Genomic DNA, 17054 nt, shown 5'->3' on the forward strand with positions numbered 1-17054 from the left:
CAAGGTCCGAAGATCCCCTGCTTTCACCCGTAGGTCGTATGCGGTATTAGCGTAAGTTTCCCTACGTTATCCCCCACGACAGAGTAGATTCCGATGTATTCCTCACCCGTCCGCCACTCGCCACCCAGAGAGCAAGCTCTCCTGTGCTGCCGTTCGACTTGCATGTGTTAGGCCTACCGCCAGCGTTCACTCTGAGCCAGGATCAAACTCTTCACTTAAAACTACATGATCCGAAGATCAAAATTTAAAGCTGCAGATGATTGATTCTGGCAACGTATCGCTTGCTTTAAAACAATTAATAGTTGCTTGATCAAACGTCTGCAAGATGGACAATCATCCTTCCTGCAGGCGCCTTCACAAGATACCTGCGCATACTTTCAAAGATCCGGGGAAGTGGCCTCAGCGCCGTTCCCGTGTGCTGCGAAGTTTCCTTCGTAGCGAGCCGCCCATTATGCCAGACTTTTTCAGTCCGTCAACACCTTCGTTCGATCATCTCGTCCGGCGGTGGTGGGCACCCTGTTGTCGCTGAAGCCCCTTGGTGGCGACCCCTGCGACGGGGGAGGAGAAGTATGGCCCCATCCACATCGTTTGTGAAGGGGTTGTGGCGATTTTTTTCACCGGATGTTGCATCTGTTCATCCGTCGCGCTGCGGTAGGAACCCGCGAAGCGCAGCCAAGCGTAGGCTTGGCTCTACAAGAGCATAAGGAAGGGCCGGCTGGCGCCGGCCCTTCCCTGCTGTCAGGCAGTGACCAGGCGCACGCGGGCGAAAGTACGCTTGCCGACCTGCAGCAGGCCTTCGAAGCCCGGCTGCAGCACCTGCTGGCCATCTTCGACCACTTCACCGTCGACCTTGACCGCGCGCTCCTTGAGCTTGCGGTTGGCTTCAGAGTTGCTCGGGGTCAGGCCGGCCGCCGTCAGCAGCGCAGCGATACGCAGGCCTTCGGCCGGGATCGCCACCTCCTGCAGCGGCAGCTGGGTGATGTCGCCCTGCCCGGTCACCGCTGCTTCCCAGCCTGCAATGGCCTGCTCGGCCGCGGCGGCGCCGTGGAAACGGGTCGCCAGTTCACGCGCCAGGCGCAGCTTGACCACACGCGGGTTCAAGCCGCCATTGGCCACCTGCTCGCGCAGCTGCACGGCTTCGGCCTGGCTGATGTCGAAGGACAGCAGTTCGATCCAGCGCCACATCAGGGTGTCGTCCACCTTCATGGTCTTGGTGACGATGTCGATGGCCGGCTCGCTGATACCAATGTAGTTGCCCAGCGACTTGGACATCTTGTTGACGCCGTCCAGGCCTTCCAGCAGCGGCATGGTCAGCACCACCTGCGGCTTCTGGCCGTGGTGTTCCTGCAGGCCACGGCCCATCAGCAGGTTGAACTTCTGGTCGGTACCGCCCAGTTCGACGTCGGCCTCCAGGGCCACCGAATCGTAGCCCTGCACCAGCGGGTACAGGAACTCGTGGATGGCGATGGACTGCTGGGCGGCATAGCGCTTGGCGAAGTCGTCGCGCTCGAGCATGCGCGCCACGGTGTGCTGGCCGGCCAGGCGGATCATGTCGGCCGCGCCCATCTTGCCGAACCACTCCGAGTTGAAGCGGACTTCGGTACGGCTGCGGTCGAGCACCTTGAACACCTGTTCCTCGTAGGTACGGGCGTTGGCCAGCACGTCATCGCGGCTGAGCGGCTTGCGGGTCAGGCTCTTGCCGGACGGGTCGCCGATCATGCCGGTGAAGTCGCCGATCAGGAAAATGACCTGGTGGCCGAGGTCCTGGAACTGGCGCATCTTGTTCAGCAGCACCGTATGGCCCAGGTGCAGGTCGGGCGCGGTGGGGTCGAAGCCGGCCTTGATCCGCAGCGGACGGCCTTCCTGCAGGCGCGCACGCAGATCCTCGAGCTTGAGGATCTCGTCGGCACCACGGCCGATCAGGGCAAGGGCTTCTTCAATCGAGGACACGTGACTACTCCCGGCAACGCCGATTCTTGTGTGGGGTGTTAAAGCGAAGTTAACCCGATTGGCTTCACAAAAGCCAATGGGCACAAGGGTTTGACGCGGTTTTCTCAGGTGTCTATGGTAACCGGCGATCAGGCCCGCACTCCCAGGCCGCCAGGAAAAAACCGCCGATGCACAATTCCGAACAAGGGCGCGCACGCAAGCAGCGCTTCCAGGAACGCCTCCACGTCCTGCACGACAACACCCTGCATCGGAAGCTCAGGCAACATCTTCCCGCCGCCTTCAATGAGCGCTGGACCCGCCGCCATTGGATGCACGCCAGCCTGTTTGCGACCATCGGCGCCCTGGTGGCGACGATCGTCCCCGGTTTCTCGCACACCATCGATGCGCCTTACGCCGACAGCCACACCAGCCTGGCGCTGCCGTTGCCGCCGCTGACCATGGCCCGCCAGCAGCAGGTGCCGGGTGACAGCTGGCAGGTGCTGCGCGTGCAGCGTGGCCAGACCCTGAGCGACCTGTTCGACAAGGCTGGCATTCCGGCCACCACCCTGCACCGGGTGCTGGACCACCCCGGCGCGCGTGAGGCGTTGACCAAACTGCGCCCGGGTGCCGAGATCGCCTTCGACATGCCGCTGTCCGGCGACCTGCGCAGCATCCGTTTCGACCGCGATGCCGACAACCGCGTGGAACTGAGCCTGGCCGGCGATGACATCAAGGAGAAAGTGACCAAGCGCGAGTCCTCCACGCGCACCGTGGTCACCAGCGGCGAGATCACCAGTTCGCTGTATGCCGCGGCCCGACGGGCCGGGCTGTCGCCGTCGGCGATCGCGACGATGACCGACGACATCTTCAAGTACGACATCGACTTCTCCAAGGACCTGCAGCCGGGCGACCGCTTCAGCGTGGTGATGGATGAAACCTGGCGCGAAGGCGAGAAGGTGGACACCAGCAAGATCCTGGCGGCGACCTTCACCACCGGTGGCAAGACCTATTCCGGCTTCCGCTTCGACCGCAACGGCAAGTCCGAGTACTACGACATCAACGGCCGTTCGCTGAAGAAGAGCTTCATCCGCATGCCGATCCCGTTCGCGCGGCTGAGTTCGACCTTCGGCGCGCGCAAGCACCCGGTGCTGGGCAAGATGCGCATGCACAAGGGCGTGGACTACGCCGCGCGCACCGGCACTCCCATCATGGCCGCGGGCGATGCCCGCGTGCAGTTCGCCGGCGTGCAGCGCGGCTACGGCAACGTGGTGATCCTCGACCATGGCCGCGGCCACACCACCCTGTACGGCCACATGTCGCGCTTTGCGAACATCAGGACCGGCCAGCGCGTGGCCCAGGGCACGGTGATCGGCTACGTCGGTTCGACCGGCCTGGCGACCGGGCCGCACCTGCACTACGAATTCCGCGTCAACGGCGAGCACCGCAACCCGCTGACCGTGACCATGCCGCCGCCGGAACCGCTGAAGGGCGCCGAGCTGGTCGCCTTCCGCGCGCAGACCGCGCCGGCGATGGCGCGCATCCAGGGCATGGAGAAGCTGATCTACGCCGACGCCAGCCCGGCACCGACCAGCCGCGACGAGGCTGCGCCCGAGGTGGCCAGCGCCAAGGACAAGCAGGCGACCGGCCGCAAGCGCGGCTGAGCGTCTTGCGTTGACGAAGAAGGACGCGGCAGCCCAAGCTTGCCGCGTCCTTTTTTTATGCCTGCCATGAACACGACTGCCGACGCTGACGCCCCCCTGTACCTTGGCCTGATGTCGGGCACCAGCGCCGATGGCATCGATGCCGCGCTGGTGCAGTTCCCCGCCGGCGGTGGCTGCCGCTTCGTGCACGGCCTGACCGCCCGCTGGGAGCCGGTGCTGCGCGCGCGGCTGGTGGCGCTGGGCGAAGGTGGCCCGCTGGAGTCGCTGGAGGAACTGGGCGAACTGGACGCGCGGATCGCGATCAACTTCGCCGGGGCCGCCAATCAACTGCTGGCCGAGGCCGGCGTGGACCGCAGCCAGGTGCGCGCGATCGGCTCGCACGGCCAGACCGTGCGCCACCGCCCGCTGGCCGACCCGGCGTTCACCGTGCAACTGGGCGACGGCAACCGCATTGCCGAACTGACCGGGATCACGACGGTATCCGACTTCCGCCGCCGCGACGTGGCGGCCGGGGGCCACGGTGCGCCGCTGATGCCGGCCTTCCACCTGGGCATGCTGGGCACCGCCGACGAAGACCGCGCGGTGCTCAACCTGGGCGGCATCGCCAACCTGACGCTGATCCCGCGCGAAGGCGCGGTGCGTGGCTTCGATACCGGCCCGGCCAATGCGCTGATGGACGCCTGGTGCCAGCGCCATACCGGCCGCACCTTCGATGCCGATGGTGATTACGCTGCCAGTGGCACGTTGGACGAGGGCCTGCTGGCCGGCTGGCGCTCGGACCCGTGGTTCGCGCTGCCGCCGCCGAAGAGCACCGGGCGCGAACAGTTTCACCTGTCCTGGGCCGAAGCCCACATGGGGGAAGGCGAGTACGCCGCTGCCGATGTGCAGGCCACCCTGCTGGAGCTGACCGTGGCGACCGTGGCCGATGCGTTGCTGGCGCAGCAGCCGCAGACCCGGCGCCTGCTGGTCTGTGGCGGCGGTGTGCGCAACCGGCAGCTGATGAAGCGGCTGGCGGCGCGGCTGCCGGAGGTGCAGGTTGAGTCCAGCGCGGTGCATGGGCTGGACCCGGAGTACGTGGAGGCGATGGGTTTCGCCTGGCTGGCGCAGCGGACGATGGACGGGCTGGCGGGCAACCTGCCGAGCGTGACCGGGGCGACGGGCCCGCGGATCCTGGGGGCGATCCACCTGGCGTGAGGTGGGCCGTCCGCGCAGGTGAGGCGCCGTTGTAGAGCCGAGCCCTGCTCGGCTTCGCGCGGGCCAGGCCAGGAGCTGCCGGGCGTGGGCTCGGCGCTACAGCATGGCGGCGCGGCCGCTAATCGAAGCCCTGCCCTGCCGGCAGGGCCTGCAGGGCGGCAATCGCGGCGGAGAGGGCGTCCACTTCGGGATCGCCGAAGCCGGAGCGGACCTCCAGTTCACTGCTGAACAGCCCCTGCTCCAGCAAGGCGGCGCAGGTCTGTTCGTGGGTCCAGCCGCGGGCGACCGCGACCCGTCGGATGCGTTCCAGCAGCAGCGGGTCCAGGTCCCGCAGCACAACGTCGGCCATGCTCACTTCCCCGTTCGCAAGGCACCGCCCCCTCGGCGCGTCGGGGGCGATGATCCCGCAGTCCGGGCGGGCAGGCAATCAGGCGACCGGCGGCGGCCCGCGATCGGCGATCCGCGGCCACAGCCACGCCAGCAGCAGCAGGGTCGGCACCACGGTGATCGAGCTGAGGATGAAGAACGTGCTGTAGGACGTGGCTTCGACGATGTAGCCGGAGACGCCACCGACGAACTTGCCCGGCAGGTTGGCCAGCGAGACCAGCAATGCGTACTGGGTGGCGGTGAAGTTGCGGTCGGTCAGCGACGACATGAAGGCCACCAGCACGGTGCCGGCAAAGCCCTGGAACAGGTTGTCGGCACTGAGCGCGGCGTAGAACGCCCACAGCTTGCCCGGATTGTGCGCCATCAGCAGGAAGGCCAGGTTGGACAGCGCCACGCCCAGCGCGGCCACCAGCAGCATGCGGCGGAAGCCGAACGCAGCCACCGCGATGCCGCCAAGGAACGCGCCGCCGATGCCCATCCACACACCGAACAGCTTGGAGACGGTGGCGATGTCGGCCTTGTCGAACCCCGAGTCGAGATAGAACGGCCCGGCCATCACTCCGATCACCTGGTCGGGGAACTTGAACAGGCCGACGAAGGCCAGCAGCACCAGCGCCAGTGCCACGCCATTGCGGCTGAAGAAGCTGGAGATGGGCTGGACGAACGCTTCGGCAATATCGATGCGGCGCTGCACGGCGGTGGCCGGGCGCTGCGGTTCGGCGCACAGCAGGGTGGTGACGATCGGCAGCAGCATCAGCGCGGCCATCGCCAGGTAGGCGACGATCCAGCCTTCGAACTGGGCCAGGTACAGCGCGCCGGCACCGGCCAGGATCAGGCCGATCCGGTAGCCCAGGGTATAGGTGGCGGCCAGCGCCGCCTGGGCGGTCTGCGGCGCGATCTCGATGCGGTAGGCATCGACGGCCGAATCCTGGGTGGCGCCGGCGAACGACGCCACCAGCACCCACATCACCAACGGCCACACGCCCTGTTCGGGCCGCACGAAGGCCAGCGCGACCAGCCCGACCAGCACCAGCACCTGCGACACCAGCAGCCAGGAGCGGCGGCGGCCGAGCCGCCCCAGCAGCGGGAAGGCGTAGCGGTCCAGCAGCGGTGCCCACAGGAACTTGAGCAGGTAGAAGAAGCTGGCCAGGCTGATCAGGCCGATGCTGCCCAGGTCCAGGCCGACGTCGCGCAGGCGCGTGGACAGGGTCTGCGAGGCGATCAGCAGGAACGGCAGGCCACTGCCGAAGCCGAGCATGGCCATGGTCAGCGCCGACGGGGTACCGAAGGCGCGCTTGATGCCGGCCCAGCCCTTGTAGCTGACCGGCGTGGCGGCCTCGGTCACAGGTCGTAGTCCACGATGAACGGGGCGTGGTCGGAGAAGCGCTCGTCGCGGTAGATCGAACAGCTGCGCAGTCGGTCACGCAGGCCCGGGGTGATGAACTGGTAGTCGATGCGCCAACCGACATTGTTGGCACGGGCCGCGCCACGGTTGCTCCACCAGGTGTAGTCCTCGCCGGTGGGGTTGAGCAGGCGGTAGGCATCGGCCCACCCACGGCCGGCGGCGACATCGGTGGCCTGGCCGTGGTCGGCGCACAGCGCGTTGAGCCAGTCGCGCTCCTCCGGCAGGCAGCCGGAGTTCTTCTGGTTGGACTTCCAGTTCTTGATGTCCAGCGCCGAACGCACGATGTTCCAGTCACCGCACAGCACGTAGTCGCGGCCGCTGCGCGCCCACGCTTCGAGGATCGGCCGCAGCCATTCCATCACTTCGAACTTGAAGCCCTGGCGCAGGTCGCCCGAGCTGCCCGATGGGATATAGAAGGAAACCACGCTGAGATTGCCGTAGCGCGCCTCGATGTAGCGGCCTTCGTCGTCGAACGGCGCCCAGCCCAGCGAGGTGATGACCTGGTCCGGTTCGCGCTTGCTGTAGATCGCCACGCCGCTGTAGCCCTTCTTGGTGATGGCATCGTGATAGAAGCAGTGGTGGCCGTCCGGACGGAACATCGGGTCGGTCAGCTGGTCTTCCTGGGCCTTGGTTTCCTGGATGCACAGGACGTCGGCGTCCTGGGCACGGAACCAGTCGAGGAAGCCCTTGGTCGCGGCGGAACGGATGCCATTGGCGTTGAAACTGATGATGCGCATGCGGGGGACCTGCGGCGGGAAACCGGGCAAGCATACCGGTTGCCCGCAGGGCTGCGCAGTCCGCCAGGCCGGGCCTGGACGGCTTTCACATGGCGCTGGACGAGCGCGAAACGCCCAGCTGGATTAGGATTTGTGCTCCAAATGAAGATGAATCGAGTTTTGATGAGCGACCACCGCCACCGTTTCCTGCAGCTGGCCCTGACTGCCGACGCCCTGCGCTTCGGCCAGTTCACCCTCAAGTCCGGCCGGCTGAGCCCCTATTTCTTCAACGCCGGTCGTTTCGACTCCGGTTCGCTGCTGTCGCAGCTCGGCGCCTGCTACGCCGATGCCATCGATGCCACCGGGATCAAGTACGACGTGGTGTTCGGCCCGGCCTACAAGGGCATTCCGCTGGCCACCGCAATGGCCTGCGAGCTGGCCCAGCGTGGCCGCGACCTGCCGCTGTCGTTCAACCGCAAGGAAGCCAAGGACCATGGTGAAGGCGGCCAGCTGATCGGCGCCGACCTGAATGGCAAGCGCGTGCTGATCGTCGATGACGTGATCACCGCCGGTACCGCGATCCGCGAAGCGCTGGGCATCATCCGCGCTGCCGGCGGCACCCCGGCCGGCATCGTGGTGGCACTGGACCGCCAGGAGATCGCCTCGGAAGCCGACCGTCGCTCGGCGGCACAGTCGGTGGCCGAAGAAGCCGGCATTCCGGTGATCGCCGTGGCATCGCTGGCCGATCTGCTTGATTTCGCCTCCGGCAACCCGGAACTTGTCGGTTACCGGCAGCCGCTGGAAGCCTACCGGGCCCAGTACGGCGTCCGTTCGATCCGCTGACCGACCAGGGGAAAGGTCATGTCCCGAGTTCCTGCTGTTCTCTTTGCCGGCCTGCTGCTGGCCGTGCCGTTCACCGTGCCGGCGCAGTCGCGCGACGGCGGCAAGGTGGAAAAGAAGCTGTACTGCTGGAACGAGGGCAAGGAGCGGATCTGCAGTGATTCGCTGCCGGCCGATGCGGTAAATCACGCCCGCGAGGAGTTCAACGCGAAGAGCGGCCTGCGCAATGCGCAGGTCCAGCGCGCGTTGACCGACGAGGAGCGCGCCGCAGCCAGCACCGTGGCACAGCAGCAGCAGCTGGACCTGATGGCCGAGCAGACCCGCCAGCGCACCGAGCAGGCGATGCTGTCCACCTATGGCAGCGAGGACGACCTGCGCCGGGTGTTCGCCGAACGCCAGGAAGTGCTGGACAACAACCTGAAGACCGCCGAGTACAACGTCACCAGCCTGCGCGAATCGCTGGTGGCGCTGCTGGCGGCCGCCGGTGACCGCGAACTGGCCGGTGGCAAGGTGGCCGACAAGCAGGCCGAGGCGATCCGTCAGCGGCACGTGCAACTGCAGTCGCAGCAACGCCTGCAGGCCGGATTCCTGCAGCAGCAGCAGGCGCTGAAGGCCGAGATCGACAGCACGCTGCAGCGCTATCGCGAGCTGAAGGGCGTGGCGCAGGCGAGCCAGGCGCCGTGATTCGCCTGTAGCGTCGGGCCACGCTCGACTCCGCGTGACCTTGGGAAAGGACAGCCAAGCATGGGCTCGGCTCTACAGCAGGCGGCGCCTGGTTACGGGTTGGCCCACGGAATTTATGCACTCTTTACGCGTCGGCCCGGTCCGGCGCGTAGTGCGTTTATGGGCGGCAGGACGACGATGACGGCCTGAGGTGGAGGGGTTCCACCAGGTCGCTATTGAAATGTCCCCCTGGCTGTCTTTGTTGTGTGGCGTGCTGGTGCTGGTCGCCGCCGCCTATCTTCTCTATGTCGTGCTGCGGCCCGAATCGTTCTAACGGAGCCGGCCATGACTGAGATGCTTGTCATTCTTGCCGCCAGCCTGCTGCTGGCGTGGCCGCTGGGCCTGTACCTGGCCCGCGTGATGCGCGGCACGCCGATGAAGGTCGACGTGCTGTTCAACTGGATCGAAAAGCCGTTGTACAAGGTGTTCGGCGTCGATCCCTCGCGCGCGATGTCCTGGCGCGGCTACGTGCTGGCCTTCGTGCTGAGCAACGTGGTGGTCGCTGTGTTGACCCAGGCGGTGTTCATGACCCAGGCCTGGTTGCCACTGAACCCGGACCAGATCCCGAACATGCGCTGGGACACCGCGCTGCACACGATGATCTCGTTCCTGACCAACACCAACCAGCAGCACTATTCGGGCCAGGCGCAGCTGTCCTACCTCTCGCAGATGACCGGCATCACCGGCCTGCAGGTGGTGACGCCGATGATGGGCCTGGCGCTGGCGGTGGCGACGCTGCGCGCGTTGTTCTCGCGTGCGCCGCAGGCTGCGGCGGCCACCGGTGCCGGCGATGACCGCCAGGTGGCGGTAGGCAACTACTACGTGGACGTGGTGCGCCTGTGCGTGCGTTTCCTGTTGCCGCTGTGCCTGGTGTGGACCCTGCTGCTGACCAGCCAGGGTGTGCCGTCGACGATGGCCGGTGGCCCGCAGGCCACGCCGATCGATGCCAGCGCCGGCATGACCGGACAGAAGCTGCCGCTGGGCCCGGTGGCGGCGATGGTCGCGGCCAAGCAGCTTGGCGCCAACGGTGGCGGCTGGTACGGCCCGAACAGCAGCTTCCCGCTGGAGAACCCGACCCCGCTGTCGAACGCGCTGGAAATCGTCGGCATCCTGCTGGTGCCGATGGCGGTGATCTTCATGATCGGCGCGTTCACCGGCCGGCGTCGCTTCGGCGCCCTGGTGTTCAGCTGCATGCTGGGCATGTCGCTGCTTTCCACCGGCGCGATGATGTGGAGCGAAGGGCATAGCGCCAGCGCCGCCACCCCGCTGCTGATGGAAGGCAAGGAGGTGCGCTTCGGCGCCGACGGCACGGCGCTGTGGGCGGCGGTGACTACCCAGGTCTCCAATGGCTCGGTGAACGGCATGCACGATTCGCTGGCGCCGCTGAGCGGTGGCATCGCGATGGTCAACATGCTGGTCAGCGCGATCTGGGGCGGCATCGGCTGTGGCCTGCAGCAGTTCATCGTCTATCTGCTGCTGGGTGTGTTCCTGGCCGGGTTGATGACCGGGCGCACGCCGGAACTGTTCGGCCGCAAGCTGGAGACGCCCCAGGTGCGCCTGCTGGCCCTGCTGGTGCTGCTGCAGCCGATCACCCTGCTGGTGTTCACTGCGATCACCCTGGCCGTGCCCGGCCTGGCCGGCACCTCCAACCCCGGCTTCCATGGCATCAGCCAGGTGTTCTACGAGTATGTCTCGGCCTACGCCAACAACGGTTCGGGCTTCGAAGGACTGGGTGACGCCACGCTGTGGTGGAACCTGAGCTGCTCGCTGGTACTGCTGCTGGGCCGCTTCCCGCTGCTGATCATTCCGCTGGTGGTGGCCGCACAGCTGGCCGCCAAGCGCCAGGCGCCGGAGTCTGCCGGCAGCCTGCAGATCGAAACCCCGACCTTCGCCCTGACCCTGGTCTCGGTGATCGTCATCCTGACCGTGCTGCAGTTCATGCCGGCGCTGGTACTCGGCCCGATCGCCGATCACCTGAGCCTGGGACTGCGCTGAGGACACCCTGATGAGTACCCAAGCAAGTTCAACCCGTAGTACCCATGCACCGCGCCCTGCCCTGCTTGATGGCGCCGGCCTGCGCCGTGCGCTGGTCGAAGCGGTGCGCAAGCTGGCGCCGATGCATCTGGTGCGCAGCCCGGTGATGGCGGTGGTGATGGCCGGCACGATCGTCGCCGCGATCGTCACCCTGACCGGCAATGCACCGCTGGGCTTCGGCCTGGCAGTGACCGCCATCCTGCTGGTGACCGTGCTGTTCGGCAATTTCGCCGAGGCAGTGGCCGAAGCGCGTGGCCGTGGCCAGGCCGCCTCGCTGCGCCGTGCCCGCCAGGACCTGGTGGCGCGCCGGCTGGCGGCGCCGCAGCCGGGCGCAGCCGAAGCCCAGGTGCCTGCCGCCGAGCTGCGCCCGGGCGACCATGTGATCGTCAGTGCCGGTGAGCTGGTGCCGGCCGATGGCGAGATCGTGCAGGGCCTGGCCACCATCAACGAAGCGGCAGTGACCGGCGAATCGGCACCGGTGCTGCGCGAGGCCGGTACCGACCGTTCCGGTGTGATCGGTGGCACCAAGGTGCTGTCCGACCAGATCATCGTGCGGGTGACCGCCGAGCCGGGCCACAGCTTCCTGGACCGCATGATCGCGCTGGTGGAAGGTGCCAATCGCCAGAAGACCCCCAACGAGATCGCGCTGACCCTGCTGCTGGCGGCGATGACGCTGACCTTCCTGGTGGTGGTGGCCACGTTGCCGGCGATCGGCGCGGCCGTGGGCGTGCAGGTCGATCCACTGCTGCTGATCGCACTGCTGGTGTGCCTGATCCCGACCACCATCGGCGGCCTGCTGCCGGCCATCGGCATCGCCGGCATGAACCGTGCGCTGGCTGCCAACGTGCTGGCCAAGTCGGGCAAGGCGGTGGAAGTGGCCGGCGACGTCGACGTGCTGCTGCTGGACAAGACCGGCACCATCACCTACGGCGACCGCCAGGCCAGCCACTTCCATCCGCTGGCCGGCATCGACGCCAGCCAGCTGCGCGAGGCCGCACTGCTGTCCTCGCTGGCCGACCCGACCCCGGAAGGCAAGTCGATCGTGCGCCTGGCGCGCGAACAGGGCTGCGCCACCGCCGAGCCGGACCGTGCCGACTACCTGGCGTTCAGTGCCCAGACCCGGATGTCCGGCGTCGATCTGGAACACGGGCGGCAGATCCGCAAGGGCGCTGCCGATGCGATCCGCGCCCACGTGCAGGCGCTGGGCGGCAACGTGCCGGCTGAACTGGCCGGCCGCGTCGAACAGGTCGCGCGCAATGGCGCCACCCCGCTGGTGGTGGCCGAGGGCCGCCACGTGCTGGGCGTGATCGAGCTGTCGGACGTGGTCAAGCACGGCATGCGCGAGAAGTTCGCACAGCTGCGGGCGATGGGCATCCGCACGGTGATGATCACCGGCGACAACCCGCTGACCGCTGCCGCCATCGCCGCCGAAGCCGGTGTCGATGACTACATCGCCGAGGCGCGTCCGGAAGACAAGCTGGCACGCATCCGCCAGGAACAGGCCGGTGGCCGCCTGGTGGCGATGGTGGGCGATGGCACCAACGATGCTCCCGCGCTGGCCCAGGCCGACATCGGCCTGGCGATGAACTCCGGCACGCAGGCGGCGAAGGAGGCCGGCAACATGGTCGACCTCGATTCAGACCCGGCCAAGCTGCTGGCAGTCGTGGAAGTGGGCAAGCAGCAGCTGATCACCCGCGGTGCGCTGACCACCTTCTCGCTGGCCAACGACGTGTCCAAGTACTTCGCGATCCTGCCGGCGCTGTTTGCCGCTGCGGTTCCGGCCATGGCCGCACTGAACGTGATGCAGCTGTCGAGCCCACGCAACGCGGTGCTGGCGGCGCTGATCTTCAACGCGCTGGTGATTCCCGCGCTGATCCCGCTCGCCCTGCGTGGCGTGCGCTTCCGCCCGGCCACGGCCACCGCGCTGCTGCGCCGGAACATGCTGGTGTACGGCCTCGGCGGCGTGCTGTTGCCGTTCGCGGCGATCAAGCTGATCGACCTCTTCCTTGTCCTGGTATTCGGCGCATGAACCGTTCTGCTTCCACCTCCACCACCCTGCCCCACGAACCGAAGGCCGAAGCCCGCGTGGCCAGCCTGCAGGACGGCGCCGGCTGGCGCCCGGCGATCGGCCTGGGCCTGGCCACCCTGCTGCTGGCCGGCGCGGTCTACGCCGGCATCGCCACCGGTTTCGCCGGCCTGGCCTACCCCACCCAGGCCGAGGGCAGCCTGCTGCGCGACGGCAACGGCCAGGTGCGCGGCTCGGCCTGGCTGTCGCAGCCGTTCACCGGCGATGGCTACTTCCAGGCACGGCCGTCGGCGGCCAACTACGACCCGATGGCCGCGGCCGGTTCCAACCTGGCGCGCAGCAACCCGGCGCTGGCCGAGCGTGTTGCCGCCAGCACGGCTGCGGTGGCCGCGCGCGAAGGTGTCGCCCCGGCGCAGGTGCCGGCCGACCTGGTCACCCAGTCCGGCGGCGGGCTGGATCCGCAGCTGTCGCCGGCGGCGGCGCAGCTGCAGGTGGCACGCGTGGCACGTGCCCGCGGCCTGCCGGTCGAGCGCGTGCAGGCCTTGGTGCAGGCACATACTGAAGGGCGCCAGTGGGGCGTGTTCGGCCAGCCGCGGGTGAACGTGGTGACGCTGAACTTCGCGCTGGACCATGCGGCCAAGGCGCCGTGATGCCGGCCTGCATCGGCTGCGCGCACAATGGCGGCCATGACAGCGGCCCCCATGACTGATGCGCGTACCCGCCAGGCCGATGCCCTGGTGGAAGGCCTGCAACGCGAAGCCGGTGGCAAGCTGACCGTGTTCCTCGGCGCTGCGCCGGGTGTGGGCAAGACCTACACCATGCTGACCCGTGCCCAGGAGCAGCTGCGCCGCGGCGTGGACCTGGTGGTCGGGCTGGTGGAAACCCATGGCCGCGCCGAAACCCAGGCCCTGCTGGAAGGTCTGCCGCAGCTGCCGTTGAAGGACGTGGCCTATCACGGCCACGCCCTGCAGGAGATGGACCTGGATGCCGTGCTGGCACGGCATCCAGCGCTGGTGCTGGTGGACGAACTGGCCCATCGCAATGCGCCCGGCAGCCGCCATGAGCGGCGCTGGCAGGATGTGATGGAGCTGCTCGACGCCGGCATCGACGTCTGGACCACGGTCAACATCCAGCATCTGGAAAGCCTCAACGACGTGGTGATGCGCATCACCGGCGTGCGGGTCAGCGAGACCGTGCCCGATGGCGTGCTCGATCGCCTGCACGACATCGTGCTGGTCGATCTGCCGCCACGCGAACTGATCGCGCGCCTGCAGCAGGGCAAGGTCTATGTGCCCGAACAGGCCGCGCAGGCGCTGCAGGCGTTCTTCTCGCCGGCCAACCTGACCGCCCTGCGTGAGCTGGCGATGCAGGAAGCCGCCGATCGCGTCGACAGCAGCCTGCGTGAAACCCGCGCCGCACGGGGCGAAGGCAACCTGCCGCTGCGGCGCGGCGTGCTGGTGGCCATCGATGGCGGCGGCCAGAGCGAGTACCTGGTACGGGTGGCGCGCCGCATCGCCGAGCGCCGCGACGCACCGTGGACGGTGGTGACCGTGCAGGGCCGGCGCCAGGACGAGGCCACGCGGCGCGAGATCGATGCGGCCTTCGCCCTGGCACGTCGCCTGGGAGGCGACGCCGAACTGCTGCATGGATCGAGCATCGCCGATGCCCTGCTGGACCATGCAGCGCACAACGGTGTATCGACCCTGGTGCTGGGGCGGACCCGTGAGCGCCCGCTGGCGCGGATGTTCAACCGAACCCTGACCCAGCAGCTGATCCAGCGCGGGGCGCACTACGAGATCACCATCATCAGCACGCCGCAGGCCCGGGCGCGCTCGCGCCGCGAAGGTCTGCTGCCACCGATGCGCGGCATCAGCTACGAGCCGGTACAGGCACTGATCGCCACCGCGCTGGCCTGTGCGGTGGCTTGGCTGGCCGAACGCTGGGTCGGCATGGCCGACCTGTCGATGGTGTTCATCGTGGCAGTGGTGCTGGTGGCGGCGCGCACGCGTGCCAGCGTGGCGGTGATGGCGGCGATCCTGTGCTTCCTGGCCTACAACTTCCTGTTCATCGCGCCCCGCTTCACCTTCGCCATCGGTGCGCGCCAGGGCGTGATCACCGTGTTCCTGTTCCTGGCCGCCGCCTTGGTGGCCGGACGGCTGGCCTCGCGCCTGCGCATGCAGGTCATTGCGCTGCGTGCGGCCAATCGCCATGCACGTGCACGCCAGCAGCTGGGCCGTCAGCTGGCCAGCGCCGCTGGCAACGGCGAGGTGGCACAGGCAGGTCGGCATGCCTTGGAGCAGGCGATGGATGTGCCGGCGTGGCTGCGGATCGGCGCGGACACTGCCGCCGGTGGCCGCAGCCAACCCGGCGATACCGACCTGGCTGCCGCCGACTGGGCGCTGCGCCACGGCCAGCCCAGCGGCCGCTTCACCGACACCCTGGCCGGTGCGCAGTGGTGGTTCCTGCCATTGCTGGATGGCGAAGATCGCGCGATCGGCGTGGCCGGCCTGTACCTGCCCGGCGCACAGGCACGCCTGCTGCCCGAACAGCGGCAGCTTGCCGAAGCGATGGTCGATGACATCGCACAGGCCGCACTGCGTACCCGGCTGGTGGCCGAACTGGAACAGGCGCATGTCAGCAACGAGACCGAGCGGTTGCGCTCGGCCCTGCTCTCTTCGGTGTCGCACGACCTGCGCTCTCCACTGGCGGCGATGATCGGTTCGGCCGACAGCCTGGCCAGTTACGGCGCGGCGATGGACACGGCTGATCGCCGTGCCCTGCTGGACACCATCCTGGTCGAAGGCGAGCGGCTGGACCGCTACATCCAGAACCTGCTGGACATGACCCGCCTGGGCCACGAAGGACTGAAGATCAACCGTGACTGGATCGGCGTGGACGAACTGATCGGCTCGGCCGCACGGCGCCTGCAGCGCTACCAGCCCAAGGTGCGGCTGGAGCTGGACATTCCGTCCACGCTGGCGCCGATCTGGGTACACCCGGCGCTGGTCGAACAGGCCGTGTTCAACGTGATGGAGAACGCGGCCAAGTTCTCGCCGCCCGACGCCGCCGTGCAGGTGCAGGCGCGCGAACTGGACGGCCAGCTGCGCATCGACGTGATCGATGCCGGCCCCGGCATTCCCGACGACGAGCGCGCGCGCATCTTCGACATGTTCTACAGCGTCGAGCGCGGCGACCGCGGCCGCCACGGCACCGGCCTGGGCCTGACCATCTGCCAGGGCATGATCGGCGCACATGGCGGCAGCGTGCAGGCGCTGCCCGGACGCGACGGTCGCGGTACCCTGATCCGCATCACCCTGCCCCTGCTCAAGCCAGCCTCCCACGATGAGCCCGACCCCGATTGATGCCAGCGTGCCGGCCGCGCGCGTGCTGGTGATCGATGATGAAACCCAGATCCGCCGGTTCCTGGACATCAGCCTGCGCGCGCAGGGCTACCAGGTGCGACAGGCCGCCACCGGCCAGGAAGGCCTGCAGCTGGCCGCCAGCGAGGACATGGACCTGGTGATCCTGGATATCGGCCTGCCGGACATGGAAGGCCACGAGGTACTTGAACAGCTGCGGCAGTGGAGCCAGGTGCCGGTGATCATGCTGACCGTGCGCGCCGGCGAAGCCGAGAAGGTGCGCGCACTGGATACCGGCGCCAACGACTACGTGACCAAGCCGTTCGGCACGCAGGAACTGATGGCGCGGGTGCGGGCGCTGCTGCGCACGCGCAGCGTACCCAGTGATGGCACGCCGCCGGTGTTCGACGACGGCCACCTGCGCGTGGACCTGGTGCGCCGCGAAGTCGCCCTGCAGGGTGAACCGGTGGCGTTGACCCGCAAGGAATACGCGTTGCTGTCGCTGCTGCTGCGCAATGCCGGGCGGGTAGTGACACAGCCGCAGATCCTGCAGGAGATCTGGGGGCCGACCCACCAGCACGATACCCATTACCTGCGCATCCTGGTCGGCAAGCTGCGGCACAAGCTGGGCGATTCGGCGCTGGATTCACGCTACCTGTTCACCGAACCGGGCGTGGGCTTGCGATTCAAGGGGTGAGGGTGTGCCGACCAACGGTCGGCACCCACCAAAGCAAATTCGGAAGAGCATCCACGCATGGCGTGGATCTCTGCTGTGTCGAC

At 67.7% G+C, this 17054-nt stretch carries 14 protein-coding genes and 1 rRNA gene; 10 read left to right on the top strand and 5 right to left on the bottom strand.

Annotation, left to right across the window (positions count from 1 at the left end):
• Positions 1-218, bottom strand: a 16S ribosomal RNA gene (locus tag VG566_RS12740); the annotation flags it as partial.
• A 520-nt stretch (positions 219-738) separates the two neighbouring features.
• Positions 739-1950 (bottom strand): tyrosine--tRNA ligase, encoded by a 1212-nt coding sequence (gene tyrS, locus VG566_RS12745; RefSeq protein ID WP_241884779.1) that lies wholly within the window; start codon positions 1948-1950, stop codon positions 739-741.
• 167 nt (positions 1951-2117) lie between these two features.
• Between tyrS and VG566_RS12750 the strand changes: the two genes are divergently transcribed.
• The gene (locus VG566_RS12750) at positions 2118-3590 is read left to right on the top strand and encodes a M23 family metallopeptidase (protein ID WP_032961400.1); all 1473 of its coding nucleotides are present in this window, start codon (positions 2118-2120) and stop codon (positions 3588-3590) included.
• Positions 3591-3656: 66 nt separating this feature from the next.
• A complete protein-coding gene (locus VG566_RS12755) occupies positions 3657-4784 on the top strand; it encodes an anhydro-N-acetylmuramic acid kinase (RefSeq protein ID WP_241884780.1) in 1128 nt (375 codons plus the stop codon).
• Between the two features lie 118 nt (positions 4785-4902).
• Here the strand turns inward: VG566_RS12755 and VG566_RS12760 are convergent, their stop codons facing one another.
• The 3 genes from VG566_RS12760 to VG566_RS12770 all read right to left on the bottom strand — a co-directional run bounded on the left by VG566_RS12760 (position 4903) and on the right by VG566_RS12770 (position 7313).
• The gene (locus VG566_RS12760; RefSeq protein WP_014645678.1) at positions 4903-5133 is read right to left on the bottom strand and encodes a hypothetical protein; all 231 of its coding nucleotides are present in this window, start codon (positions 5131-5133) and stop codon (positions 4903-4905) included.
• Positions 5134-5211: 78 nt separating this feature from the next.
• Positions 5212-6516 carry an AmpG family muropeptide MFS transporter gene (locus VG566_RS12765; RefSeq protein WP_014645677.1) on the bottom strand — a complete coding sequence of 435 codons (1305 nt, stop codon included), beginning with the start codon at positions 6514-6516 and terminating at the stop codon, positions 5212-5214.
• Positions 6513-7313 carry an exodeoxyribonuclease III gene (locus VG566_RS12770; protein ID WP_241884781.1) on the bottom strand — a complete coding sequence of 267 codons (801 nt, stop codon included), beginning with the start codon at positions 7311-7313 and terminating at the stop codon, positions 6513-6515. Before VG566_RS12770 ends, VG566_RS12765 begins: the two co-directional genes overlap by 4 nt.
• Positions 7314-7475: 162 nt before the next feature.
• On the opposite strand from VG566_RS12770, the gene pyrE reads away from it, so the two are divergent.
• The 8 genes from pyrE (at position 7476) to VG566_RS12810 (ending at position 16971) form a co-directional block, all read left to right on the top strand.
• Positions 7476-8135, top strand: coding sequence for an orotate phosphoribosyltransferase (gene pyrE, locus VG566_RS12775; RefSeq protein WP_032961411.1), 660 nt, complete (start codon positions 7476-7478; stop codon positions 8133-8135).
• A gap of 18 nt (positions 8136-8153) precedes the next feature.
• Entirely contained in the window at positions 8154-8816 is a 663-nt protein-coding gene (locus tag VG566_RS12780) for a hypothetical protein (RefSeq protein ID WP_049405787.1), read from the top strand.
• 220 nt (positions 8817-9036) lie between these two features.
• Positions 9037-9129: a potassium-transporting ATPase subunit F gene (locus VG566_RS12785; RefSeq protein ID WP_005407770.1), complete on the top strand. Its 93-nt coding sequence runs from the start codon at positions 9037-9039 to the stop codon at positions 9127-9129.
• A gap of 11 nt (positions 9130-9140) precedes the next feature.
• Complete coding sequence (kdpA, locus tag VG566_RS12790; RefSeq protein WP_014645673.1) at positions 9141-10850, top strand: potassium-transporting ATPase subunit KdpA; 1710 nt, start codon at positions 9141-9143, stop codon at positions 10848-10850.
• Between the two features lie 10 nt (positions 10851-10860).
• Positions 10861-12918: a potassium-transporting ATPase subunit KdpB gene (gene kdpB, locus VG566_RS12795; RefSeq protein ID WP_049441858.1), complete on the top strand. Its 2058-nt coding sequence runs from the start codon at positions 10861-10863 to the stop codon at positions 12916-12918.
• Positions 12915-13565, top strand: a complete 651-nt coding sequence (gene kdpC / locus VG566_RS12800; protein ID WP_241884782.1) for a potassium-transporting ATPase subunit KdpC — start codon at positions 12915-12917, stop codon at positions 13563-13565. The genes kdpB and kdpC overlap by 4 nt, the downstream gene beginning before the upstream one ends.
• A gap of 51 nt (positions 13566-13616) precedes the next feature.
• Positions 13617-16277 carry a sensor histidine kinase gene (locus VG566_RS12805; RefSeq protein WP_014645670.1) on the top strand — a complete coding sequence of 887 codons (2661 nt, stop codon included), beginning with the start codon at positions 13617-13619 and terminating at the stop codon, positions 16275-16277.
• The gene (locus tag VG566_RS12810; RefSeq protein ID WP_032961423.1) at positions 16258-16971 is read left to right on the top strand and encodes a response regulator transcription factor; all 714 of its coding nucleotides are present in this window, start codon (positions 16258-16260) and stop codon (positions 16969-16971) included. Before VG566_RS12805 ends, VG566_RS12810 begins: the two co-directional genes overlap by 20 nt.
• The last annotated feature ends 83 nt before the right edge of the window (positions 16972-17054 follow it).

The organism is Stenotrophomonas sp. CASM114 (assembly GCF_049384325.1).
GTDB classification, from domain to species: Bacteria; Pseudomonadota; Gammaproteobacteria; order Xanthomonadales; family Xanthomonadaceae; genus Stenotrophomonas; species Stenotrophomonas muris.